Below are 24,978 nucleotides of genomic sequence, written 5' to 3'. Positions count from 1 at the left end.
AAAAGTGTGATGTCGTACCTTTTGTAGAATGGGCCAGCGAGTTATTCTAAGCTGCAAGATTAATGATTTAAGATCAGAAGTCGAAGCGAAAGCGAGTCTGAATAGGGCGAAAAGTAGAATAGAATAGACCCGAAACCGGGTGATCTATCCATGACCAGAGTGAAGGTGAAGTAAAATTCACTGGAGGCTCGAACCGGGTACGGTTTAAAACGTATCGGATGAGTTGTGGTTAGGGGTGAAAAGCCAAACGAACTCGGATATAGCTGGTTCTCCTCGAAATAGCTTTAGGGCTAGCCTTTGACGAAAGATTTAAGGAGGTAGAGCACTGAATGGTCTAGGGCGGTTTACCGTACCAAAACCTATCAAACTCCGAATGCCAAAAAATCAAGTCAAGGAGTCAGACTTAGAGGGATAAGCTTCTAAGTCGAAAGGGAAACAGCCCAGACCGACAGCTAAGGTCCCAAAATCTGGATTAAGTGGAAAAGGATGTGATCCTACTAAGACAACCAGGACGTTGGCTTAGAAGCAGCCATGCATTTAAAGAATGCGTAATAGCTCACTGGTCAAGTGGGGTTGCGCCGAAAATGAACGGGGCTCAAATCCAGTACCGAAGCTTCGGATTGATAGAGGAATTAAGTATACAAGTAAGGTATATAATTAAACTTGAATGGAAATATTAAAGATAACAGAGTTAACAAAAGAGTAGAAAATCAAAACTAACATACGCTCACTAAGAAAAATCAGAAAAGATTCAAAAATCACCCAAAATCCTAAAAAGGATAAACGGTAGGTCTAAAAACCTAAGCGTAAGTCAAACTACAATAAATTAACTGGTAACTGTAAATATTAAACGTCAAGTAAAATCTATCTTACAAGCATACTTAATACCTCTATCAGTGGTAGAGGAGCGTTGTATTAGGGAAGAAGCAGAAGCGAAAGCAAAGGTGGACTTAATACAAGTGAGAATGCTGGCATGAGTAGCGAGAAGGAGAGTGAGAATCTCTCCCGTCGAAACCCTAAGGATTCCTGAGCAAGGCTCGTCCCCTCAGGGTAAGTCGGGACCTAAGCCAAGGCCGAAAGGCGTAGGCGATGGACAACAGGTTTAGATTCCTGTACCGCTTAAAGTCGTTAAGAGAGAAGTGATGACGCAAGAGGATAAGCTAAGCTGACAGATGGAAGTCAGTCCAAGCAGTGAGATTAATGTGTAGGCAAATCCGCACATTGTTAAAATCAGGCTGTGATGGGTATCGAAAACATGAGTAGAGAAGTAGCCGATTTCAAATTGCCAAGAAAAGTCACTATCCAGACCAAAGCGCCCGTACCCGAAACCGACACAGGTAGGGAGGTAGAGAATACCAAGACGCGCGGAAGAACCTTTGTTAAGGAACTCGGCAAAATGTCCCCGTAACTTCGGGAGAAGGGGAGCCATAGCGATATGGCCACAGAAACCAGGCCCAAGCGACTGTTTACCAAAAACACAAGTTTCTGCAAAATCGTAAGATGAAGTATAGGAGCTGACACCTGCCCGGTGCTGGAAGGTTAAGGCGAAGGCTTAGCGCAAGCGAAGGCTCGAACTTAAGCCCCAGTAAACGGCGGCCGTAACTATAACGGTCCTAAGGTAGCGAAATTCCTTGTCGGGTAAGTTCCGACCCGCACGAAAGGTGTAACGATTTGGGCACTGTCTCAACAAAGGATCCGGTGAAATTGTAGTAGTCGTGAAGATGCGACTTACCCACGCTAGGACGGAAAGACCCCGTGGAGCTTTACTGTAGGCTGATATTGGACTTTGAGATTAGATGTACAGGATAGTTGGGAGACAATGAACCATGCACGCCAGTGTGTGAGGAGTCACCCTTGGGATACCAACCTTCTAATATTAAAGTTCTAACGATAACCCTTGAATCAGGGTATCGGACATTGTCAGTTGGGCAGTTTGACTGGGGCGGTCGCCTCCTAAAAAGTAACGGAGGCGTTCAAAGGTTCGCTCAGAATGGACGGAAACCATTCGAAGAGTACAAAGGCATAAGCGAGCTTAACTGCAAAACCTACAAGTTGCGCAGAGTAGAAATACGGACTTAGTGATCCGGTGGTACCGCATGGAAGGGCCATCGCTCAACGGATAAAAGCTACCCCGGGGATAACAGGCTTATCTCCCCCAAGAGTCCACATCGACGGGGAGGTTTGGCACCTCGATGTCGGCTCGTCTCATCCTGGGGCTGAAGTAGGTCCCAAGGGTTGGGCTGTTCGCCCATTAAAGAGGCACGCGAGCTGGGTTCAGAACGTCGTGAGACAGTTCGGTCCCTATCCAGCGTGGGCGTAAGAAATTTGAGAGGATCTGTCCCTAGTACGAGAGGACCGGGATGGACATACCAATGGTCTACCAGTTGTTCCGCCAGGAGCATAGCTGGGTAGCTACGTATGGAATCGATAAGTACTGAAAGCATCTAAGTACGAAACAGACCTCAAGATAAGATTTCTCAGAGTACGTAAAGAAAATACGTTTGATAGGTCCAAGGTGTAAGTGCAGTAATGTATTAAGCTAATGGATACTAATACTTTATATCTTGACTGGAAATATTGTTTGCTATAGCCCTAACACAATTTGCGAAGCAAATTGATGTAGGACTTACTTCTTTGCAAAGCAAAGAAGATCTAAAGGAAGCTAATTGCTATATGAGTAGATTAAATTAAAAATCGAAAGTATATTAGTAGGGTAAAAAGTTTAAGGTTCAAAAAATATGGTGATGATTGCATGAGAGATACACCTGTTCCCATACCGAACACAGAAGTTAAGCCTCATAACGCCGATGGTACTGCCTGGGCAACTGGGTGGTAGAGTAGGAAGTCGCCAAACAATCTAAACCTAGCTGACTTTTGTCAGCTAGGTTAAAAATTGAAACTTATATAGATATTCTAGGGAAACCTAGGATAATTCTATCTTAAATGGGCTTAGGTAGCTCAATGGTGGAGCACCCGGCTGTTAACCGGTAGGTTGTGGGTTCGAGTCCCACCCTGAGCGCCAAGTAAATATCGCGGGATAGAGCAGTCTGGTAGCTCGTCGGGCTCATAACCCGGAGGTCGTAGGTTCAAATCCTGCTCCCGCAACCAAAATTCCATATCAAATGGAAGTAATTATGGCGAAGTAGCTCAGTTGGCTAGAGCATTCGGTTCATACCCGGAGTGTCAAGAGTTCAAGTCTCTTCTTCGCTACCATTTTTTTATAAGCTCTTAGCTTATTTGACCTAGGAGCTATATGGCTCCATGGTCAAGCGGTTAAGACACCAGCCTCTCACGCTGGTTTCCCGGGTTCGAATCCCGGTGGAGTCACCAAATTGACCATAGACTAGTATAGCCTATGGTATTAATTTTTATAGTCAAATTCATTGTATGGATATATATTATAATTAAGGCCCCATGGTCTACTAAAGTATCAGACCTTCCATCAAATCACTTCGTGATTTGGGATAGGACTTCAAAGCGGTTACCGCTTGACAGTTCGTAGATAAGTGGACGGCGATTAAATACTTATTATTATTAAGGCCCCATGGTCAAGCGGTTCGAAGCCCCTAACCCCAATTGTGAAACAATTGGATGGTAGGTCTGGTTACCGCTCGTGTAGTGTGAACAAAATAAAATTAAATACTTGAATTAATGTTTAAATTAAGGCCCCATGGTCAAGCGGTTAAGACACCACCCTTTCACGGTGGTATCCCGGGTTCGAATCCCGGTGGGGTCACCATATGGAAGTATAGCTCAGTTGGGAGAGCATCTGCCTTACAAGCAGGGGGTCACAGGTTCGAGCCCTGTTACTTCCACCAAAAGCAATTAAATATTGCTCATTACATTTTGTTATCTTATAATAAAATGTTGATGAGGCCTGGTAGTTCAGCTGGTTAGAATGCCGCCCTGTCACGGCGGAGGTCGTGGGTTCGAATCCCATCCAGGTCGCCAAATAACTTATATTTAAAAATTGATTGCATCAATTGTGGATATTGGCAATCATTTAGGATTGGTTTTACCAATCCTGCCCAACCCTTTAATAAAAATAGATGCTGATGTAGCTCAATTGGCAGAGCAATTGATTTGTAATCAATAGGTTGTAGGTTCAAGTCCTATCATCAGCTCCAAATCTAATCTTATGGATTAATATGCGGATGTGGCTCAGTGGTAGAGCATCGCCTTGCCAAGGCGAGGGTCGCGAGTTCGAATCTCGTCATCCGCTCCAAATTAAATAATTCTAAAAACCAAGCCTAGCCGATATTATGGCTTGCTTGGTTTTTATTATGCGTCATTAGCTCAGCTGGATAGAGCGTCTGGCTACGGACCAGAAGGCCTGGGGTTCGAATCCTCAATGACGCGCCAGAATTCAAGAGGAATGTTGATTATTCGACATTTCTCTTTTTCTGTCTATTATTTCATATTAATTTAATTTTATAATACAAAGTTTATATGTTACAATGATAGTAGAAAATAAAGTGAATAAAATAGCTCTCTTTTAAAAATATGAATGGCTAAAAATAGGGATAATTTTAGTGTAATACCCGCACACGCGGGGGTGATCCCTAGATGTAAATACTTGCATAATAACGGGTTATGTAATACCCGCACACGCGGGGGTGATCCTATAAGTCAGCTCCAAAGGACTTGTAGTCGCTTGTAATACCCGCACACGCGGGGGTGATCCTGCAGGAAAATATCAGGGATGACTTTTTCACCCGTAATACCCGCACACGCGGGGGTGATCCTAGAGTCCTTTTTTCCATCCAAAGACTATGGATGTAATACCCGCACACGCGGGGGTGATCCTACTTTCAAGATCATCTTGGTGGTAAACAATATGTAATACCCGCACACGCGGGGGTGATCCTACTTTCAAGATCATCTTGGTGGTAAACAATATGTAATACCCGCACACGCGGGGGTGATCCTGATACAAAAAAGGCTTTCGATTATCAAGCTTTGTAATACCCGCACACGCGGGGGTGATCCTTGAGGCGCCAGATATTGGCACCTTTACTAGGTATGGGAGATTTTCCAAGAATAATGATAACTAGAAAAGGTAAATTTGTAGGTATATTTAAAAAGAAAAAGTAGGGTTTTCCACCAAGCTTATTAGATTACTCTAAAAAGTTTTTTAATGAGCGAGGAAACTCTACTTACTAATATCATTAGACATTATATGTTAAAAATAAAATGATAATTTATAGTATAATATAAGTAAGCATAAAGGTTAAGAAATCTGCCGATAACGCCATTTTATATGGAGATGTGGGAGAGGGGGCAGTCCCACTTATGTAAATTAGCACATTCTATTTAGCGTGTGCTTTTTATTGTAGAAATTTATATAAATAATACATAAATGGGTAAAGATATATCAAATATAGGACATGATGAGGAAGATGTTTTATATCTAAGTAATCATTAATTTTTAGTTGAAAATAGAAGTTAAGCAAGCAATATTTGGCGTTTATAATCTCTTGATTAAGTGAGGTGTAAAATGTTATTAAAAGAACAAGTTATAGAGATGGCGGATTTGTTTTTTAATGGAAATCCTGAAAAAGCCTATACCATGGTTTCAGATATGAATGAATGGAATCAGTTCATTAACTCTATAAAAAAAGAGGAGAATCAGGATAAGGCTTATCTCATTATGAAACATAGTGATTTGGATGTTTGGAAAAATAACACTCCATTTACAAAAAGAAAAAATTATCAAAGTTATGACATAGGTTATTAAATGCACACTGTATATAATTTTAAAGTGTGCTTTTTTAGTTAAAATTTAATAGTTAATTAAGATGGTGTATACCGTCTTTTTTGTATTGAAGACGTTAAAGAACAAGACATATATGTTGGACTGAACCAAGGTAAAAAAGTTTATGAAAGAGACAGAATGAAGAAAGAAGATTTTGTAAAATTAGGTGTAGATGAAGGGGTGGCTTCTGAGCTTGAGGAAAAGTCCCAGGAGGAATTAAAGTCATATGTGCCTTATGAGAGATTTAAGGAAGTAATTGATGAAAAAAATTTTAAGACTGATCTAAAGGATAGGGATGACCAACTAGAGGTTCTTAAAAAATTCTAAGGGAGATGTTGAAGCTTTGAAAAAGCAAATATCAGACCTTCAAGCAGAAAATAAGTCTAAGGATGAATCTTATGCGGCTGAGATTAAAATATTAGGATAAACAATGCTGTTGATAAGGTCCTTATGACCGCATCTTCTAAAAATAACCTTGCTACGCGTGCCTTGTTAAAAGATTTGGATAAGGCTGAAACTTTATGAGTAATACACTCACACGCGGGGTTATCCACAACAATTTATCTACAGAATGAGTGTTGATTATTAGTACATGTGGATTAAAATCTATATGTTTTCATGATTGCACTGGTAAATATTTAATTCTTTTGTGTGTATTTCGGTATAGAAAATCCCCTCCATCCGTATTCTAGATTTTGGGGTTCAGATCATAAGCTCTTTTTAATCTAATCTTTCTCTTTATCATTTTCTATATCATCAATTATATTATTAACTTCTTGAGTATCTAAAAAAGTAACAAAATTTAATATATTTGCAAACATCTTAGATAATTTATAAGGAACACTCTTTTTACTTTTGTTTTTATTTTTATCAGCTTGATAAATAGCGATTACAAGGAAAAATATTGTCAATAAAATAAGAATTAAGTCTATCATAACCTCTCCTTTATCTATTATTATCTAACACCTGTCTTAATAAAGTAATTACCCGATAATTATGCTTATAATCATTTTATATTATTATAATGGCTGTAATTGGCAATCTTTATTAGATTTTAATCATATCTATGGTAGAATTATTAAAAAATTACGAGGGAATTTATGAAAAAATATAGAATTTTATTTGCCTTATTGGCTTTGTTTGTGGTTTTTATTGGTTTTAAGTTTTTTGCTGGGTCTTCTGATGATTCTAGTCATGATGAAGTTATTTCTAAGGAAGATCTTTCTAAGTCTAGCAACTTATCAGAAATTTACCTGGCTGGTGGATGTTTTTGGGGTGTTGAGGGGTATTTTAAGAAGATTGCTGGCGTGATTGATACTGAGGTAGGTTATGCTAATGGAAAGTCTTCTGATACTAACTATAAGAAAATCAGCCAAACTGATCATAGCGAGACTGTTAAGATTTCTTATGATCCAAATAAGCTAGCTTTGCAGGATATTTTGGAGTATTATTTTAGGATTATTGACCCTACTTCTGTTAATAAACAGGGTAATGATGAGGGGAGACAGTATAGGACTGGGATTTATTTTACTGATGAAAATGATAAGCTTGTTATCGATGAAGTTATCAGGCAAAAGCAGGAAGGCTTTGATAAAAAAATCGCTGTTGAGGTTGAGCCTTTGAAAAATTTTGTCTTGGCTGAAGACTATCATCAAGATTATCTGGATAAGAATCCTGGCGGCTATTGTCATATCAATATTGGCCTTGCAAATGAGCCTCTAGATTCTAAGAAGGATACTCTTAATAAGGATAAGAAAGCTTTGAAGGATAAGCTTAGCGAGGAAGAATATAGGGTTACCCAGGAAAATCAAACTGAGAGGGCCTTTTCTTCTGAGTATGATGATTTTGATGAGCCAGGAATTTATGTTGATAAGGTCAGTGGTGAGCCACTTTTTTCTTCTAGGGATAAGTATGATGCTGGTTGCGGTTGGCCTTCTTTTACTAAGCCTATTGATTCCAATATCAATTATAGGGGTGATAAGTCCCACAATATGTATAGGGTGGAAGTTAGGTCTAGGCGTGCTGATTCTCATCTGGGTCATGTTTTTAATGATGGGCCACAGGATAAGGGCGGCGTTAGGTATTGTATAAATGGAGCGGCTTTGCGCTTTATTCCTCTTAGCAAGATGGAGGAGGAGGGCTACGGGGCCTATATTGACAAGGTTAAATAATTGGTTGGAGAGATTAATTTCTCTCCTTTTTATTTGAAAACATTTAAATTTTAAGGCTTTTACATAAAAATTAAGAATTTTATATAAATTTAATTAAGAATTCATTTTTTTGGCACAAACTGGGTATATATTATTAAATAGGAGGAAAGTATGAATAATAGAAAATATAAGAGATCCGGTGGGGGTTTTGCTACTTTTGCTGCTGGTCTTCTTGGCGCTATTGTTGGTGGATTTATCGTATATTTCCTACTAGCAGGTGCTAAGACTAATAAAATGGAAGTTAATAATACAAATCAAATAGAAACAAGACAGGACAATACTAAACCAATTGAGATTAAGGATAATGCGTCTATGGAGTCAGTTGTGGTTAAAAAATCTATTGACTCTGTGGTTGGCATAAATACTGTGTCTAAGGTTGTCCAACAGTCATTTTTTGGACCTCAGTCAGGTTATGTTGAGGGAATTGGTTCTGGATCTATCGTGAGCAAGGATGGCTATATTGTAACAAATTCCCACGTTGTTAGTGATGGAGATGCTAAGGAAATCAATGTTTTGTTTAACAATGGTGATACTGCTCCAGCAGAACTTGTGTGGAATGATTCATCCTTAGACCTTGCCATAATCAAGGTTGATTCAAACAACAAGAACCTTAAGGCAATTGATATTGGTGATAGCGATGAGATTGGTGTAGGTGATAGGGTTGTGGCTATTGGTAATCCTTTGGGCTTCCAGCTTCAATCTACTGTAACATCTGGTATAATCTCAGGCCTAAATAGGAGTGTTGCCTTTAATACAGGAGTCCAAATGGATGGATTAATGCAGACAGATGCGGCAATCAATGCAGGCAACTCTGGTGGTGCTCTTCTAAACTCTAAGGGAGAGCTTATTGGTATAAATACTGCCAAGGCTGGTAACTCAGATGGCATTGGCTTTGCTATTCCAATTAATACTGTAAAACCAGTTATTGATACAATTAGAAAAAAAGGTAAATTTGATTCTGTCTACCTAGGTATTACTGGCCAGTCAATCGACTACCTAAAACAAATGTCCTACCTAAGGGATAAGGACCTAGGCACTGACCATGGTATCTATGTAGTAAGCGTCTTTTCAGATGATGATTCAATCAAAAAGGGCGATATCATTACAGCAATTGACGGTAAAGAAGTCAAGGATATGTCTGGTCTAAGGAAAATCCTTTTAGGCTATGCCGTAGGTGATAGCGCAGAAATTAGCCTTGTTAGAGATGGTAAGCAAATGAAAGTCGACTTTAAATTTACCCTTGATTCATCAAATGTAGATGAATATAAACAAGCAAGACCAAATGAGAAAAATAGCGAAGATGACAGGAAGATAAATCCATTCTTCAATCTTCCATAAAATATATAAGCCATAGTTGGATAATTAAGCCAAAAACTATGGCTTTTTTCTTTATGAAAAAAATTAAAAGTGGGTCAAGTAAATTATTTGACATGGCTTTATATAGCGTGTATAATAATCGAGTCAAGTAAAAATATTGACAGGTGATAATATGGAAAAAATTGTAAAAGTAGCCCAGTTATATGACATGTATGGTGCACTTCTAAATGAAAAGCAAAGAGATGTTATAAATTGCTATTATAACGAAGATTTATCCCTTCAGGAAATAGCTGATAATACCGGCAGAACCAAGCAGGCCATATCAGATATGATCAATAGAAGTGTTGATAAATTATTTGAGTTTGAAGATGAGCTTTCTTTACTAAAAAGCAAAACGGAACTTGTAGGAGCTCTTTATGATATAAGAGAGCTGATTGAAAGTTCAAATAATAAAGAAGCAATTGAGATGTTAAATATAGTAATTGAAAAGATTTAGGAGCTTATATGGCATTTGAAAACCTTGCTGATAGACTCCAAGAAGCCCTTGGAAAACTAACAGGAAAAGGAAAATTAAATGAAAAAGACATAGACACTGCCATGAGAGAGATAAGATTATCACTCCTGGAAGCAGATGTCAATTACAAGGTTGTAAAAGACTTTGTAAAGACTATCAAGGAAAGGTCCCTTGGAGAAGATGTGATGAAATCCCTATCTCCTGGCCAAATGGTAGTCAAGATAGTAAATGAAGAATTAACTGAGCTAATGGGCAAGGAAAATTCAAAGCTAGACTTAAGAGGCTCTACCCCTCATATGGTAATGATGGTAGGTCTACAAGGTTCTGGTAAAACCACCCATTCTGGTAAACTTGTAAAACTCTTACAAAAAGAAAACAGAAATCCAATGCTAGCAGCCCTAGATATCTACAGACCAGCAGCTATTGAACAGCTTAAGGTAGTAGGTAAACAAGCAAATACCCACGTATTTGAAATGGGCAAAACTGATCCTGTCACTATAGCTACCGAGGCCAAAAAATACGCTAGGCATAATAATTACGACACAGTAATCCTAGATACAGCAGGTAGGCTTCAGATAGATGATGAGCTCATGGAAGAGCTTAAAAACATCAAAGAAAGCGTCAAACCTGACGAAATCCTCTTGGTAGTAGATGCTATGACAGGTCAAGAAGCGGTAAATGTAGCCAAAACCTTTGATGACTACCTAGACATAACAGGAGTAATCCTAACAAAGCTAGATGGTGATGCAAGAGGCGGGGCTGCCCTATCCATAAGACAAGTTGTAGGAAAACCAATCAAATTTATAGGTGTTGGTGAAAAACTTGACGACTTAGAGCCTTTCCATCCAGACAGGATGGCAAGCAGAATCCTTGGAATGGGAGATGTACTTTCGCTAATAGAAAAAGCCGAAGCACAATTTTCTCTAGAAAATGCCAAAGAATTAGAAGCAAAGATGAGAGAGCAGACATATTCCCTAGATGATTTCATGGAGCAAATCCAACAAATCAAGAATATGGGTCCTCTAGAAGATCTACTTGCAATGATACCGGGAGTAAATTCTAAAATGTTAAAGGGAGTCAATGTGGATGATGCCGGATTTGACAAGATAGAAGCCCTAATCAATTCTATGACAAAAGAAGAGAAAGATAACCCAGAAATAATTGGAAAAAGTAGAAAAGTAAGGATTTCAAATGGTTCTGGAGTAGATATCCGTGAACTTAATAAGCTACTTAAACAATTTAAAGAGCTTAAAAAAATGATGAAAAAGATGAGCGGATTTAAAGCAAATCAAAAAAGAGGCAGAAGATTTCCAAAAATGCCTTTCTTTTAAAAAATAAGGAGGAAAAAATGGCAGTAAAAATTAGATTAAAGAGAATGGGACAAAAGAAAAAACCATTCTACAGAGTAGTTGTAGCAGATTCTAGAAGAGCAAGAGATGGTAGATTTATCGAAGAGATAGGCTACTACAATCCAGTTGCTGAACCAAAAGTATTTAGAATTGACAATGAAAAAGCTAAACAATGGATCAAAAACGGTGCACAACCAACATCTATTGTAGAAAAGCTATTCAAAGACAATGATGTATTAGCATAATTATGAAAGAACTAGTTGAATTAATAGTAAAAGAATTAGTAAGCGACAAAGACGCTGTAGAAATCATCGAAGATAGAGAAGGCAGCGAAGTAAACATACTAATAAAAGTAGCTGAAGAAGATAAGGGTAGGGTTATAGGAGTAAGAGGCAATATCATAAACTCCATAAGAACTATCGCTAGAAGCGCAGCTATAAAGGAAAATGTTAAGGTAAATATAAAAATATGAGAATCTCAGTAGGAGAGATTGTAAAAGCCCAAGGAATAAGAGGCGAAATTAAAGTAAAAAGTCTAAGCGATAACGAAGAAAGATTTAAAATTGGATCTAAACTTTTTATAGGAAACGAAATAGTAACCATAAAAAGATCTTATAAGCAAAAAAATATGCTAATATTAGGCTTTGAAGAATACGATAATATCAACGATATTCTCAAATTCATTGGCAAAGATTTAACCATAGATGAAAAAGATTTGGGTAAACTTAACGAAGATGAAATATACATCAAAGACCTATACGGTCTAAGTGTCACCTGCGATGGGCAAAAAGTAGGAGAGATAAAAGATGTAATCTCAGGAGTATATCCTAATGATATCTATGTGATAAAAACAGATAGGGGCGAAGTATTACTTCCAGCTATCAAAAATACAATCAAAGAAATAAATACTGAAAAAGGATTTATAGAAGTAGAAAATTTTAGTGACTATGAATAAAGTAACACTCCTAACCTTATTTCCAGAATCTTTTGAATTTCTAAAGACCTATGGAGTAATAGGGAAGGCCATACAAAATCAAAAATTAGACCTAGAAATAGTAGACATGAGAGATTTTGCAAACAACAAGCATAATCACGTAGATGATACAGTATACGGCGGGGCAGCCGGAATGCTAATAAGACCTCAAGTAATATATGATGCGCTATTATCAGTCAAGAAAGCAAATTCAAAAGTAGCCTTTATGTCGGCTACAGGAAAAGTTTTAAATCAGAAGTTAGCAATCGACTTTGCAAGTATTGAACATTTGATAATCATATGCGGTCATTACGAGGGCATAGATGCAAGGATAACAAATCATTATGTAGACTATGAGATATCTATAGGAGACTATGTACTTACAGGCGGAGAAATCCCAGCTATGGTCCTAATAGATTCAATGGCAAGGTTCATAGATGGAGTAGTAGGCAAGGAAGAGTCATTAACAACAGATTCTCACTACAATATATTGTTGCAACAAGACGAATATACCAAGCCAAGAGTATTCAACGGCTACCACGTACCAAACGAACTAGTAAGTGGAGACCATAAGAAAATCGCAGCTTGGAATAAGAAAAATGCAATAGAAAAAACAAAAAGAGTAAGATACGACCTATACGAAAAGTACTTACGAGAGGAGAGCAAAGATGGATTTAATCAAAAAAATAGAAAGTGAAAACCTACGTGAAGAAAACTTTGACTTTAATGTAGGTGATACTGTAAGAATAAGCTACAGAATCAAAGAAGGCGACAAGACAAGACTACAAGACTTCGAAGGAACAGTAATCTACATCAACGAAGGAACAGTAGGAAAGACCTTCACAGTAAGAAGAATATCATACGGTGTAGGAGTAGAAAGAACATTCCTATATCACAACCCAAGAATAGAAAAATTAGTAGTAACCAGACGTGGTAAGGTAAGAAGAGCAAAACTAAACTACCTAAGAGATCGTCAAGGTAAGGCTGCTAAAGTTAAAGAAAAAACAAATTACTAAGTAGAAGGGGCTTTTGTTAGATAAACAAAGGTCCTTTTTAAGTGTAAATTTCTAATCAATACATAGTTAATTCTTTAAAATAAAGTTTCTTTATGATATTATAAATAAGAAGAGAGTTAAAGAGGCAAGTATGACAAATGAGAGAAAAGAATTTGGGAAAAAATTAATAGAAATAAGAGAAATCAAGGGACTAAGGCAAGCTGACGTAGCGGAAATAGGCAATTTGAGCCAAAGAACAATAGGAAGGCTTGAAAGAGGAGAGATAGGGTCTGCTTCTGTAGATAGTCTAACAGAATTATCAAAAGTCTATGACCTCGATATCTTAAACTTATACAAGAAATATATCTATGGTAATTATTGTCTATTAGAAGAAATAAAAAAGTACTTAGATATAAATGCCATATTTTTAAGCAAAGAAATAAGGAGTGACTTATTAGAAAAAATCAACCTAATAAAAGATGATAAAGATCTACAATCAAAAAGATATGAAATAGACCTACTAGAACTTTTTATCAAATACCTAAATGATCAAGTAAGCGGTTATGATTTAAAAAATCACTTTGAAGACTTAAGCTCGTCAAAGATAAAGAGGGGGAATTTTTCTAATATAGACTTATCTCCTATAGAATTACGTATTTTATTAAATATAGCAAGCGACTCAAGAAATTTTAAGAATATCGATAGACTCGAAATATTTGAAAAATGTAAAAATCAGAATAAAGATTCAATAGTAAAGTTATTAGCCTACAATAATTTTTCAAATTTCTATGTAATAAATAAAGATTACGACCATGCTATAAAAATATCTAGTGAAGGAATAGCATATTGTAGACAAAAAACTTCCCTAGATGGATTGCTTTACCTTCACTTCATAAATTTTCTTGCTTCATATAGGTCATTTAATAATTATGAGGAACCTTTAACTGTAACAAGGCTATTACTTAAGAATAACATTAATAGCGACTTATGTAAAGTAATAAATAAAAGTATAGATAAGATATTAGCATAAAAATTTTTATATTAATTTTGATTTAGCAAAGGCATATGTGCCTTTGACATTACATAATGTTTTAAATATTATAGAAATAATAAAACAAGATTAGATATATAGAAAGTAGGGTTATATGAAGGAGATTTATCAAAAAGACAACTTTAAATTTATAAGGCTAAACTGGGTTTTCCTTGGTTTTATTATCCTTTCCCTAGCTAGTAATCTTGAGCAATATTTCATGACTAGGTTGATTGAGAGGTTTTCTAGGATTGTGTCGTATAGGGATGGGACCTTGATTAAATCTACCCTTATATTTTTCATCCTTTGGGCCTTTGTTTTTTTCACTTTGAGAGTCTCCAGGTCTAGGATGAAGGCTAGGATTTCTTATTTGTGGAATGTGAGGGTTAAGAGAGACTTGATGGAAAATATCCTAAGAAGAGATCCTCTTTATTTTGAAAGTAAGGATAAGGCATCTTACATATCTTTATTTAACAATGACTTGAAATTTATAGAGGATAATTATCTATTTTCTGTCGATTGGATTATTTCAAATATAGTCCTTCTATTTTTGTGCTTGGCCTATGGTTTTACCATAAATCTTGAAATAACCCTAATTATCTTTGTCTTTGGTATCATAATTATGCTGATTTCTAAGTTTATTTCCTCTCTTTCTTCAAATGAGAATGAGAAGTATATGAAGTCCCTAAATTCCTACAATGAGATATTAAATGATTCATTTTATGGCTATGGAACTCTTTTTAGATTTAACAAAACAGGCCATTTTCTTAGGAAATTTGACCAAAGGACCAAAGAGAATGAGAAAATCCACGAGAAATCTTTATTTTTAAATTCTTCTAGGATATCATTGATAAATATCTCTTCCATGATATTGCAGACATTTTTAATGCTCTTATCGGCTCTTTTTGTCTATTGGGGCAAGATAGAAGCCTTTTATTTTCCGGTTCTCTTAAGCCTTATGAATATTATAATTTGGCCGATGCAAGAGATAGAAGATTCCTATGGCAATATAATTTCAACTAAGAAAATCAGAGAAAGGATTTTGGAAGATTATTCTTATAGGGAAGATAAATTTGAAGGCGAGTACGGCCAAGAAAAAGAAATTCCAGAAGAAAAGTCAGAAATATTATTTTCAAAAGTTGATTTTTCCTATGGACCTAAAGAGATTTTATCAGAAGCTTCATTTAGGATAAATAAAAATGACCACATAATCATAAACGGTGCAAGCGGTACTGGTAAGTCTACGATTTTTAAACTTATTACAAAAGAGCTTAGGCCAAATGATGGGGATATTTTCATCATGGATGAAAATATAATGAACCTAAGTCGTGAGGATATTTATGAAAAAATCTCTATTGTAGCCCAAAAACCAATGATATTTAGGGACACAATCCTAGCAAATATTGTCCTTTTTGAAAATGAAGATGAGATTGACTATGATAGACTTGATCAAGCCATCAAAAAGTCAGGCCTAGAGCCACTTATAAACAATCTTGAAAAAGGCTACATGACAATTATAAAAGATGCAGGTTCTAACCTCTCAGGAGGGGAGATGCAAAGGATTGAAATAGCCAGGGCCCTATATAAGGATAGCCCAATTATCTTGATAGATGAAGCAACATCTGCCCTGGACCTAAAAATGGCAAGTGAGATTGAAGAAATCTTTGCAAGTCTTGATAAGACCCTAATATCAATTTCCCACAGAAGGGATATTGACTATAGCAAGTATTACGATAAGATTATTGAAATAAAAGACAAAAAAACTATTGAAAGGTCTGTAAATAAAATATAAGAAATTGCCACAGTTAGGTAAGAATTTTTACTTTATAACTGTGGTATTTTAATATAAAATTTTTAATTTATATCAAGTTTGATATAATATATAAAAAGGAGGTAAAGAAATGAAATATAGTTATGAGTTTGCAAATTTACTCAAAAATTTAAGAGAAAATATGAATCTGACCCAAGAAGATGTTGAGTTTTATACAGGGATAAGTTTAAGAACCATATCAAGACTTGAAAATGGAAATATACAAAAACCGACTATAGAAACATTAATTTCTTTATCTCGAGTTTATCAAGTTGACTTAGTAGATATTTATATCGGAAAATGTTATGCACATTATACAATGTTTAAATCATTATATAATAATTTGAATTTAGATTTAGATTCAATTGATTTTTCACAAAAGAAGTTCATAATGAATTATATTCAACAGTTAGATAATAGAACATCGACTATTAACAATAAGGATCTTTATTTAATAAAAATATACATGGATTACCTTGATAATGATGATAAAACTATTTTATTAAGTAGATTTAATGAGATTACAGATAATAAGTTTATGAATGAAAAATTTGTGGCTACAAGTAACAATATTTTGGAATTACGTTTGTTAATTAATATATGCAATGAGTATAAAACATATGGTTCTTTACATAGAAATGAAATACTAGAGTTTTGTATGAAAAACAATAGAAATCCAATTATAAATATATTGTCATATATTAGTTTGACCAACTCTTTATATATCGATGAAGAATACGAAAGGTTATTAAAAATACTAAATGAAGCTATATCATATGCTAAGTCCATTGGGAGCATAGATGGTTTGACTTGTCTATATTATAATAAATTTTTGTGTGAAAATAAGTTGGAATTAAGTGATAGCTTAGATTCACTAAGATTATCAAAAACATTTGCGGAACACTCTAAAAATGTTGGTTTAGGAAAAATAATTTCTAATAAGAGTAAAATATTAATTGATAGAAAATCTATTATTTGACACAATAATTTATTTCTTTTTTTATTTTGATAATATCATCCTCATTACTGTTTTGTACTACTGGCATTAACATAATAATTATAAGTAAAATAGTTATCTTTATTTTCATTATAAATACCTCCTTTTAACTTGATATTATTATAATATACAATCAACAATACAAACAGGACATGGATGTCCTGTTTAAGTTGATGAGTTAGTGATATTATGAAAGTAAGAAATAAGTAGGTAAATATGAAAAAAGTAGTATCAGTTTTATTAATAACAGGGTTAATATCCCCTGTCATGTGCAATGTTGCTAAAGCGTCAGGTAACAGTCGAGTAATTAATTCATCTCATTTTGAAAACGTTATATCTCCTAGTAGTTTAACAGGATTACCAGCACCTATGCCAGGAGCAAAGCTTATTGGAAAAAAATATGGTTCAAGGTCGGGGAATATTTCAACAGCAGTAGATATAGCTACAGTACTAGCTTATATTTGTGGTACAAAAATTGATAAAGAGATTAGTACTATAGCTAATATCTTGATGAAATCAATGCATTATACAGGGATTGGAGATGTGTATTATATAAGATATAGCTATCAATCTGCTGATGGATGGTATTTTTATTACAGATACGATTATTATACTGATTCAACTTACACTAAAAAAGCGGGGAGCAAATACTCAGATGTTTTTGGAAGATATGCATGATACAAAAAAATTAGAAAAAATTAGATCCAATTTTAATTATATTATAATTCCTATTTTTGGTTTATTAGCTGTAAATTATTCACATTGGTATTTTCCAATAGTATTTTTGATCTGTACAATATTTAATATTGGTCTTGATTTATACTTATATAAAAAGATTAAATCTAAGAAAAGAATTATAATTAACTTTTTACTTTTGGTATTTTTTGCATATCTTACATGGAAGTTTCCTGAAAATGATTTGGGTAGAAAAAATCACATGTCGGCTTTAGTTTTTAACAAGTTTAATAATACAATTCTATAAAATAAACATCACAGAACTATGGAAGCTTATCCATATATCTGTGGTGTTTTTTTATTGGCCTTTTTTTGATATAATATTTATGACTGATAGAAAGATAAAATGCAATTTTTGAATACTTATGTATAATAGAAGGTAGTAGTTAGGAGATAGATATGGCACTTAATATAAATTGGTTTCCTGGTCATATGAAAAAGACCAAGGAAGAAATAGAGAAAAATCTGAAGCTTGTCGATATAGTTCTTGAGATTATTGATGCGAGGATTCCTGAATCTTCTAGAAATCCTATGCTTGATGATATACTTGGCTCTAAGCCTAGACTTATGATTATGAATAAGGCTGATTTGGCAGATCCTGATGAGAATCAAAAGTGGATTAGGCATTTTCATGATGAGGGGATTGAGGCTATCCTGCTTAATTCTAAGGAGAAAATAAATACTAAGAGGATTTATGACCATGCTAGAGAGGTATTAAAGGATAAGTTTGACAAGCATAAGGAAAAAAATATAGACAATCCCTTAATTAGGATGATGATTGTAGGGATTCCAAACTCTGGCAAGTCTACCTTTATTAATAATGTATCAAAGAAAAAGGGGGCAAGGGTTGGCAACCGTCCAGGTGTTACTCAAACTAAGCAATGGATAAGGACTGATGCTAATATCCAGCTTTTAGATACTCCTGGGGTTTTGTGGCCAAAATTTGACGATAGGACAGGCCTTCACTTATCTTTTACTAATGCTATTAAGGATGAAATCCTAAATATAGAAGACTTGACCCTATATTTCCTAGATGAGATGAAGGACTTATATCCAGAAAATCTTGTAGAAAGGTATGGGATAGATCCAAATGCCAAGGCCATTGAAATATATGAAGCAATAGCTAAAAAGCGTGGGGCCCTCATAGCTGGTGGAGATTTTGACTATACAAGGACTGCGACAATTATCCTAAATGATTTTAGAACTGGCAAGCTTGGAAGAATTACCCTTGAGAAGATATGAAATATTCAGAATACAATGATGACATAAAAAAAGAAATATATGAAAAATATGACTACCTAGCAGGAATAGATGAGGTGGGCAGGGGGCCTTTGGCAGGTCCAGTTGTAACCTGTGCTGTGATTATGAAAAAGGATTCCCACATAGAGGGGGTCACTGATTCTAAAAAGCTAAGCCGCAAGAAAATGCTAGATTTAAAGGAGAAAATCCTCAAAGACTGTCTAGCATATTCCTATGGCTATGCCAATAATCATAAGATTGACCAGCTAAATATAAAGGAAGCAACCCATAGGGCCATGGAAGATGCTCTAAATGGCCTTGAAATTGTCCCAGATATAGTCCTAATTGATGCTGAAAGGATTAATACCCCTATTCCCCAATTAAACATTGTAAAGGGAGATCTTAACGAATATGCTATCTCCTGTGCCTCAATTTTAGCCAAGATAAGAAGGGATGATATCATGATTAATTTTGCAAAAATTTATCCGGGCTACCATTTTGAGACAAATTTTGGCTACGGGACAAAGGCCCACTATGAAGGCCTAGAAAGGCTTGGTGAAACCCCAATCCACAGGCAGACCTTCCTTAGGAAATTTCACGAAAGGCAGCTATCTTTCATATGACACTTAAGAGAAATATTGGAGATTTTGGAGAAAATCTCACTGAAAAATATTTGATAGAAAATGGCTATAGGATACTTGCTAGGAATTTTTCCAAGACCTTTGGGGAAATTGATATAATTGCCTTCAAGGATCAAACACTTGCCTTTGTTGAGGTTAAGACTAGAAAGAGTGATAACTTCGCCTATGCAGCAGAGGCTGTGGATTTTTATAAGCAACAGAGAATTATCAAGGCAAGCCAGGCCTTTTTAGCGGAAAATAAGATGTTTGACTTCATCAGCCGCTATGATGTGTGCGAAGTTTACCTTGATACAAGAAAGATAAATTACATAGAAAATGCGTTTTGATAAGAGAGAAATTTTATTATATTTAAACTTTATATACATAAATAATATGACCATCCTTGACTTGTATGAAGAAAATCTGCTTGAGGATTTCTTCGAAAAGGATAGGCCATATTTTTCCAATTTATCCGATAAGCTTTATGAAAAGATATTTGACTCCAAAAACCTCGAGGCCTTTGAAAAATATTATGAAAAAATCCAGAGGCTTGGAATAAATTATGTTACAATCCTTGATGATGACTATCCAGAAAACCTCAGATATATAGACGATAGACCAGCCATCCTTTATTATAAAGGAAGGCTTAATCAGGAAAATGATAGTAAGTCTATTGCCTTTGTTGGTGCTAGAAAGTGTACGGACTATGGTAAGTGGGCCTGCAAAAACCTAGCTAGTCAGGTGTCAGCAGCAGGATTAACCACAGTATCAGGCCTTGCTTATGGGATAGATGCCATGTGCCATAAGGCAACACTTGATGTGGGAGGCAGGACAATCGGGGTGATTGGCTGTGGGATTGATGAGATTTACCCCAAGGCCAATAAGTTTTTGTACGAAAAAATTGCTGAAGAAGGCTTAATTCTTTCAGAATTTCCCCTAGGAACTCAGCCTTTAGCCTACAATTTTCCGAGGAGAAATAGGATAATATCAGGGATTTCTCTGGCAACTGTTGTTATAGAAGCTAAGGAGAAGTCAGGAACAATGATTACAACTAGGTGTGCCCTAGAACAAGGCAAGGAAGTTTTTGCCGTTCCTGGCAATATCAATTCCATTTATTCAAAGGGCACAAATATGCTAATACAGGAAGGATCAAAACTTATAACAAATGCCGATGATATCCTTGAAGAGCTTGATTATCTTTTAGATAGGAAGGCCACAAAAAGACAAATAGATTATTCTGCCCTTGATAAGGATGAAGAGGCTGTAGTAAGATATATTGAGAATAACCCAAACTCAAATCCAGATGACCTATCTTTAAATTTAGCTTTAGAGATAGATGTGATAAACTTTTTGCTAACGAGTTTGGAACTTAAAGATATAATAGAAAATATTGGAAATAACGAATTTACCATAAAGGAGTGAGAATTTGGCAAAAAATCTAGTAATAGTTGAGTCGCCAACCAAGGCTAGGTCAATTTCAAAAATGCTAGGCAGAAATTATAAGGTAAAGGCCACAGTAGGCCACCTAAGAGATTTGCCTAAGTCTAAATTTGGAGTTGATATAGAAAATAACTTTGAACCTGAATACATAAAAGTAAGGGGCAGGGCGAAAACTATTAATGAATTAAAAAAAGAAGCTGATAATGCTGATAATATTTATCTGGCGACAGACCCTGATAGGGAAGGCGAGGCCATAAGCTGGCACTTGCAATTTCTTTTAGGTCTAGATCCAGAGGCGAAAAATAGGGTAGAATTTCATGAAATAACTAAAAATAACGTCCTAAATGCTATCAAAAACCCAAGGAAAATCGACAAGAACCTTGTAGATGCCCAACAGGCAAGAAGGGTCATGGATAGGATAGTAGGTTATGAAATAAGTCCAATCCTTTGGAAGAGAGTCAAGGCAGGCCTATCAGCAGGTCGTGTCCAATCCATTGCCCTAAAGCTAGTAGTAGATAGGCAAGATGAGATAGATAAATTTATCCCAGAAGAATATTGGACAATCAAGGCTAAACACAAGCATGAAAAAATAGAATTTGAATCTGAGTTTTATGGCTCAAAGAGTAAAAAAATGAAGGTTTCAAACGAATCTGGAGCTGATAAGGTCTTAAATAAAATTGACAAGGATAAATTTGAAGTAGTCAATGTTACAAAAACAAAGAAAAAACGTAAGGCTCAGGCCCCATACACAACCTCAACCCTCCAACAAGATGCATCAAACAAGCTTGGTTTTTCAACCAAATTTACCATGCAAGTAGCCCAACAGCTCTACGAGGGTATAGACATTGGCCATGAGGGAACTGTAGGTCTAATATCCTACATGAGAACAGATGCCACAAGGATTTCAAGCGAGATAGTAGGCGAATCCCTCAAATATATCAAGGAAAAGTATGGAGAAAAGTATGCCTCCAAGGGTAAGACCTATGGAGCAAAGAAAAAGGGCAGCCAAGATGCACACGAGGCTATAAGACCAACATCAATATACAGGGACCCAATAAGCCTAAAAGCATATCTGTCAGACCAACAATACAAGCTATATAAGCTAATCTGGTCTAGGGTAGTAGCAAGCCAGATGGCAGATTACGAATATCTTTCAACACAAATTAGCTTTGATAATAATGGTTTAATCTTTAGGTCAAATGGTAAAATTACAATATTTGACGGTTTTAATAAGTTGTCAGGAAATCTTGACAATGAAAATATTTTGCCAGACTTAAATGAAGGGGATGTCATAAGTGCGACAAAAATAGAAAAAGACCAGCACTTTACAAATCCACCTGCAAGATATACAGAAGCATCTCTTGTAAAGACCCTAGAAGAATTTGGAATCGGTAGGCCATCAACCTATTCTGCAACAATCAACCAAATTATGTCAAGAAATTACGTCGAGTTAGATGGTAGGTCAATCTATCCTACAAAGCTAGGAAAAACTGTAAATGACTTTTTGCAAGAAAATTTTGACGATGTAATAAATGTAGAATTTACAGCTGAAATGGAAAGTCAATTGGATAAGATAGCAGAAAATGAAGTTTTCTGGAAGGATGTTCTAGGAGCTTTTTATAAGGATTTCAGCAAGGATATGGAAAATGTCAAAAAAGACACTACAGATTATAAGGTAAAAGATAAGGTCCTTGATGAAAAATGTCCAAAATGCGGCAAGCCTTTGGCCATAAAGCACGGACGCAATGGTAAATTTATAGGATGCACTGGTTTTCCAGATTGTGACTTTACCAAGTCAATAATAAAAACAACTGGAGTCAAATGTCCAAAATGCAAGGATGGAGAGATAATAGAAAAGGTCTCAAAGAGGGGCAAGAGATTTTATGGTTGCAATAATTTCCCAGATTGTGACTACGCCCTATGGGATCCACCAACAGGTGAAAAATGTCCAGAATGCGGCAATCTCCTAATCCATAAGAAAAATAGAAAGACAGACGAGATAAAATGCTCAGCCTGTGACTATGTAAAAGAGAAGAAAAGATAGAAAAAGTCCCGACTTAGAAAACTAAGATCGGGACTTTTAAATTATTCTAATTCGTTTGAATAGTTTTCAAGCTTAGATGTACAGTGTGGACATCTACTAGCCTTGATATCAATTTCACTTTGGCAGTAAGGACAATCTTTTGTAGTCACTTCTTTCTCTTCTTTTTTGTGGAGAGAATTTATGGCTTTAACAATCAAGAACATTACAAAGGCAATGATTAAAAATGAAATAATAGCATTTATAAAGTTGCCGATTTTAAGGCTAGCCCCACCAATATTTATTACAAGATCTTCATAATTAACACCAGCAGTTAGGCCGGCTATAATTGGCATTAGTAAGTCATCAACCATACTCTTTACAATAGCAGTAAAGGCAGAACCCATGATGATACCTATAGCCATATCAATCACATTTCCACGTGATATAAACTCTTTAAATTCTTTAAACATAAAATCTCCTTTCATGACAATTTATTATACTATTAAACTTGACTTTATCACTCAATTTATATATGATTTTATTAGAGGTTTATATGAAATATTTAAAAGTAGATGATGACTTTTATGAAAAATTATCTTTTTATGCAGTCTTCATTCCTATAATAGAAGTAAATGGAAAAGACCATATACTATTTGAAAAAAGAAGCAAATTAGTTAGACAGCCTGGTGAGGTATCATTTCCGGGTGGTGGTCTTGAAAAAGGTGAAAATTTTAAGGATGCAGCCATAAGAGAGACTATTGAAGAACTCCTCTTAGATGAGGATGATATTGAGTACTTGGGATATTCATCGACAATTCTAACATCTTCCAATAGTTATATCAAGAGTTTTTATGGAAGAATTAATAAAAATTTCGATGAAATAAAGTATAATAAAGAAGTAGAAACGATATTTACAGTTGATATTGATTTTCTAAAATCCAACCCGCCTGTAACCTATGTTTGTCCATATAGATTAAATTTTCCACAAGGCTTTCCCTTTGAGAAAATACCAAATGGTATAGACTATAAATTTGTGGCAGGTGTAAGTGAGCTTTCATTTTATGACACAGAGCCTGTCATATGGGGACTTACTGCAAGGTTATTAAAACGCTTTATAGAAAGTTGGTGTGAAAATGAGAAATGATATTTCACAAAGAATAAAAGATTATGCCAATAAAAATGAGTCGATAGAATCTATTTTTTATGTCAAAAGATATAACAATGATGAATTTTATCACATTTATACTATAGTTAACAATGTAATAATAGGCAAACTTGAAGAGGAATTTGAAAGTCTATTTGAAGATGTGATCTTTAGCAAAAGAAGCAAAGATATAGCAGAAATCGAAAAAAATAAGTTTACCTATACAACTATAGACTTATACAAAGAAGATGATATCAAGATATCAGAATCGATTATAGCAAGTGATATAGCAGAATCCTTTATAAAAACTCTTCCAAATGATATAGAATTTTTATATAACAAACCAGGAAGCGAAAGGCTTGCTGCTAATGATGACTATAGTTTAAGCTCGATAAAAGAATATGAATTTGAAAAGACAGTCAAAAACTTTTTTGCCTACGCAATAGAAGTATCTCTTTATCTTAAAGAAAACAATTATCTAGCTGCATCAATAAAGATGAATGAGCTAAGAAATGAGCTAATAAATATGCTAAGGATCCATGTTATTAATAAATTTAATGGCAAACGTGATATAGGAAAAGATGGCAGAGAATTTACCCATACCTTAGTTAAAGAATATAAGGATGACTTGGAAGATACCTTCCACGACATCAATCCATTAAATATCTACAATTCCCTCTTTAAGGCCTGTATATTGTTTAGAAAAATCGGTATGCAAGAAGCCGAAGTATTGGGATTTAGCTATGATAGGGCAATAGATGTAAAAACTCTAAAACTTTTGAGGGATAATTATAAAAAGTTAGAATCTTTTCTAAACTAGGAGGAGTA

24 protein-coding genes, 10 tRNA genes, 2 rRNA genes and 1 CRISPR repeat array are annotated in these 24,978 nt (G+C 35.2%); of the genes, 34 read left to right on the top strand and 2 right to left on the bottom strand.

Annotated elements, in window-relative coordinates; translation table 11 throughout:
- From NH288_RS02945 to NH288_RS02880, 14 genes are all read left to right on the top strand, one after another.
- Positions 1-2,572, top strand: a 23S ribosomal RNA gene (locus tag NH288_RS02945); the annotation flags it as partial.
- Between the two features lie 165 nt (positions 2,573-2,737).
- Positions 2,738-2,854 (top strand): 5S ribosomal RNA (rrf, locus tag NH288_RS02940).
- A gap of 93 nt (positions 2,855-2,947) precedes the next feature.
- Positions 2,948-3,022, top strand: a tRNA-Asn gene (locus NH288_RS02935).
- Between the two features lie 9 nt (positions 3,023-3,031).
- A tRNA-Met gene (locus tag NH288_RS02930) sits at positions 3,032-3,108 on the top strand.
- Between the two features lie 28 nt (positions 3,109-3,136).
- Positions 3,137-3,213 (top strand) — tRNA-Met (locus NH288_RS02925).
- 42 nt (positions 3,214-3,255) lie between these two features.
- Positions 3,256-3,330 (top strand) — tRNA-Glu (locus NH288_RS02920).
- Positions 3,331-3,664: 334 nt separating this feature from the next.
- Positions 3,665-3,739, top strand: a tRNA-Glu gene (locus NH288_RS02915).
- 3 nt (positions 3,740-3,742) lie between these two features.
- A tRNA-Val gene (locus NH288_RS02910) sits at positions 3,743-3,818 on the top strand.
- A gap of 56 nt (positions 3,819-3,874) precedes the next feature.
- Positions 3,875-3,951, top strand: a tRNA-Asp gene (locus NH288_RS02905).
- A 100-nt stretch (positions 3,952-4,051) separates the two neighbouring features.
- Positions 4,052-4,127 (top strand) — tRNA-Thr (locus NH288_RS02900).
- 23 nt (positions 4,128-4,150) lie between these two features.
- Positions 4,151-4,225, top strand: a tRNA-Gly gene (locus tag NH288_RS02895).
- 60 nt (positions 4,226-4,285) lie between these two features.
- A tRNA-Arg gene (locus NH288_RS02890) sits at positions 4,286-4,362 on the top strand.
- Between the two features lie 171 nt (positions 4,363-4,533).
- Positions 4,534-4,990: direct repeats of the CRISPR family, unit length 30 nt; unit sequence TGTAATACCCGCACACGCGGGGGTGATCCT.
- A 507-nt stretch (positions 4,991-5,497) separates the two neighbouring features.
- Entirely contained in the window at positions 5,498-5,737 is a 240-nt protein-coding gene (locus NH288_RS02885; RefSeq protein WP_265212943.1) for a hypothetical protein, read from the top strand.
- A 156-nt stretch (positions 5,738-5,893) separates the two neighbouring features.
- A complete protein-coding gene (locus NH288_RS02880; RefSeq protein WP_265212941.1) occupies positions 5,894-6,082 on the top strand; it encodes a hypothetical protein in 189 nt (62 codons plus the stop codon).
- A gap of 398 nt (positions 6,083-6,480) precedes the next feature.
- Here the strand turns inward: NH288_RS02880 and NH288_RS02875 are convergent, their stop codons facing one another.
- On the bottom strand, positions 6,481-6,690 hold the full coding sequence (locus NH288_RS02875) for a hypothetical protein (protein WP_265212940.1): 210 nt from the start codon (positions 6,688-6,690) through the stop codon (positions 6,481-6,483).
- A 165-nt stretch (positions 6,691-6,855) separates the two neighbouring features.
- On the opposite strand from NH288_RS02875, the gene msrB reads away from it, so the two are divergent.
- From msrB to topA, 18 genes are all read left to right on the top strand, one after another.
- Complete coding sequence (gene msrB / locus NH288_RS02870) at positions 6,856-7,926, top strand: peptide-methionine (R)-S-oxide reductase MsrB (protein WP_265212939.1); 1,071 nt, start codon at positions 6,856-6,858, stop codon at positions 7,924-7,926.
- Between the two features lie 150 nt (positions 7,927-8,076).
- The gene (locus NH288_RS02865) at positions 8,077-9,303 is read left to right on the top strand and encodes a S1C family serine protease (protein ID WP_265212937.1); all 1,227 of its coding nucleotides are present in this window, start codon (positions 8,077-8,079) and stop codon (positions 9,301-9,303) included.
- A gap of 151 nt (positions 9,304-9,454) precedes the next feature.
- Positions 9,455-9,778, top strand: a complete 324-nt coding sequence (gene ylxM, locus NH288_RS02860) for a YlxM family DNA-binding protein (RefSeq protein ID WP_106460752.1) — start codon at positions 9,455-9,457, stop codon at positions 9,776-9,778.
- An 8-nt stretch (positions 9,779-9,786) separates the two neighbouring features.
- Positions 9,787-11,127 (top strand): signal recognition particle protein, encoded by a 1,341-nt coding sequence (ffh, locus tag NH288_RS02855; protein WP_265212935.1) that lies wholly within the window; start codon positions 9,787-9,789, stop codon positions 11,125-11,127.
- 17 nt (positions 11,128-11,144) lie between these two features.
- Positions 11,145-11,390 (top strand): 30S ribosomal protein S16, encoded by a 246-nt coding sequence (rpsP, locus tag NH288_RS02850; RefSeq protein ID WP_106460750.1) that lies wholly within the window; start codon positions 11,145-11,147, stop codon positions 11,388-11,390.
- A 2-nt stretch (positions 11,391-11,392) separates the two neighbouring features.
- On the top strand, positions 11,393-11,617 hold the full coding sequence (locus tag NH288_RS02845) for a KH domain-containing protein (RefSeq protein ID WP_106460749.1): 225 nt from the start codon (positions 11,393-11,395) through the stop codon (positions 11,615-11,617).
- The gene (rimM, locus tag NH288_RS02840) at positions 11,614-12,099 is read left to right on the top strand and encodes a ribosome maturation factor RimM (protein WP_265212933.1); all 486 of its coding nucleotides are present in this window, start codon (positions 11,614-11,616) and stop codon (positions 12,097-12,099) included. Before NH288_RS02845 ends, rimM begins: the two co-directional genes overlap by 4 nt.
- Positions 12,092-12,814: a tRNA (guanosine(37)-N1)-methyltransferase TrmD gene (gene trmD / locus NH288_RS02835; RefSeq protein WP_265212931.1), complete on the top strand. Its 723-nt coding sequence runs from the start codon at positions 12,092-12,094 to the stop codon at positions 12,812-12,814. The genes rimM and trmD overlap by 8 nt, the downstream gene beginning before the upstream one ends.
- The gene (gene rplS, locus NH288_RS02830) at positions 12,786-13,133 is read left to right on the top strand and encodes a 50S ribosomal protein L19 (protein WP_106460746.1); all 348 of its coding nucleotides are present in this window, start codon (positions 12,786-12,788) and stop codon (positions 13,131-13,133) included. Before trmD ends, rplS begins: the two co-directional genes overlap by 29 nt.
- A 130-nt stretch (positions 13,134-13,263) precedes the next feature.
- Positions 13,264-14,142: a helix-turn-helix domain-containing protein gene (locus NH288_RS02825; RefSeq protein WP_265212928.1), complete on the top strand. Its 879-nt coding sequence runs from the start codon at positions 13,264-13,266 to the stop codon at positions 14,140-14,142.
- A gap of 115 nt (positions 14,143-14,257) precedes the next feature.
- On the top strand, positions 14,258-15,934 hold the full coding sequence (locus NH288_RS02820) for an ABC transporter ATP-binding protein (protein ID WP_321161877.1): 1,677 nt from the start codon (positions 14,258-14,260) through the stop codon (positions 15,932-15,934).
- 109 nt (positions 15,935-16,043) lie between these two features.
- Entirely contained in the window at positions 16,044-16,931 is an 888-nt protein-coding gene (locus NH288_RS02815; protein ID WP_265212927.1) for a helix-turn-helix domain-containing protein, read from the top strand.
- 234 nt (positions 16,932-17,165) lie between these two features.
- Complete coding sequence (locus NH288_RS02810; protein ID WP_265212926.1) at positions 17,166-17,627, top strand: hypothetical protein; 462 nt, start codon at positions 17,166-17,168, stop codon at positions 17,625-17,627.
- A gap of 456 nt (positions 17,628-18,083) precedes the next feature.
- Positions 18,084-18,926 (top strand): ribosome biogenesis GTPase YlqF, encoded by an 843-nt coding sequence (gene ylqF, locus NH288_RS02805; protein WP_265212924.1) that lies wholly within the window; start codon positions 18,084-18,086, stop codon positions 18,924-18,926.
- Complete coding sequence (locus NH288_RS02800; protein WP_106460741.1) at positions 18,923-19,546, top strand: ribonuclease HII; 624 nt, start codon at positions 18,923-18,925, stop codon at positions 19,544-19,546. The genes ylqF and NH288_RS02800 overlap by 4 nt, the downstream gene beginning before the upstream one ends.
- The gene (locus NH288_RS02795) at positions 19,543-19,890 is read left to right on the top strand and encodes a YraN family protein (RefSeq protein ID WP_265212922.1); all 348 of its coding nucleotides are present in this window, start codon (positions 19,543-19,545) and stop codon (positions 19,888-19,890) included. The genes NH288_RS02800 and NH288_RS02795 overlap by 4 nt, the downstream gene beginning before the upstream one ends.
- Complete coding sequence (gene dprA, locus NH288_RS02790; RefSeq protein WP_265212921.1) at positions 19,880-20,965, top strand: DNA-processing protein DprA; 1,086 nt, start codon at positions 19,880-19,882, stop codon at positions 20,963-20,965. Before NH288_RS02795 ends, dprA begins: the two co-directional genes overlap by 11 nt.
- A gap of 4 nt (positions 20,966-20,969) precedes the next feature.
- Positions 20,970-23,027, top strand: a complete 2,058-nt coding sequence (gene topA, locus NH288_RS02785; RefSeq protein ID WP_265212920.1) for a type I DNA topoisomerase — start codon at positions 20,970-20,972, stop codon at positions 23,025-23,027.
- 41 nt (positions 23,028-23,068) lie between these two features.
- Here the strand turns inward: topA and mscL are convergent, their stop codons facing one another.
- Positions 23,069-23,476: a large conductance mechanosensitive channel protein MscL gene (gene mscL, locus NH288_RS02780; RefSeq protein WP_106460737.1), complete on the bottom strand. Its 408-nt coding sequence runs from the start codon at positions 23,474-23,476 to the stop codon at positions 23,069-23,071.
- An 83-nt stretch (positions 23,477-23,559) separates the two neighbouring features.
- Here mscL and NH288_RS02775 point away from each other — a divergent pair, with 83 nt between their 5' ends.
- Together NH288_RS02775 and NH288_RS02770 are read left to right on the top strand one after the other, a co-directional pair.
- Complete coding sequence (locus tag NH288_RS02775; protein WP_265212919.1) at positions 23,560-24,150, top strand: NUDIX hydrolase; 591 nt, start codon at positions 23,560-23,562, stop codon at positions 24,148-24,150.
- The gene (locus NH288_RS02770; protein ID WP_265212917.1) at positions 24,140-24,970 is read left to right on the top strand and encodes an aminoglycoside 6-adenylyltransferase; all 831 of its coding nucleotides are present in this window, start codon (positions 24,140-24,142) and stop codon (positions 24,968-24,970) included. The genes NH288_RS02775 and NH288_RS02770 overlap by 11 nt, the downstream gene beginning before the upstream one ends.
- The last annotated feature ends 8 nt before the right edge of the window (positions 24,971-24,978 follow it).

The sequence above is a fragment of the Anaerococcus sp. NML200537 genome (assembly GCF_026131715.1).
Lineage (GTDB): Bacteria > Bacillota > Clostridia > Tissierellales > Peptoniphilaceae > Anaerococcus > Anaerococcus kampingae.
Note: the sequence above shows the minus strand (reverse complement) of the source record. Positions and strands in the feature narration are given on the sequence as shown.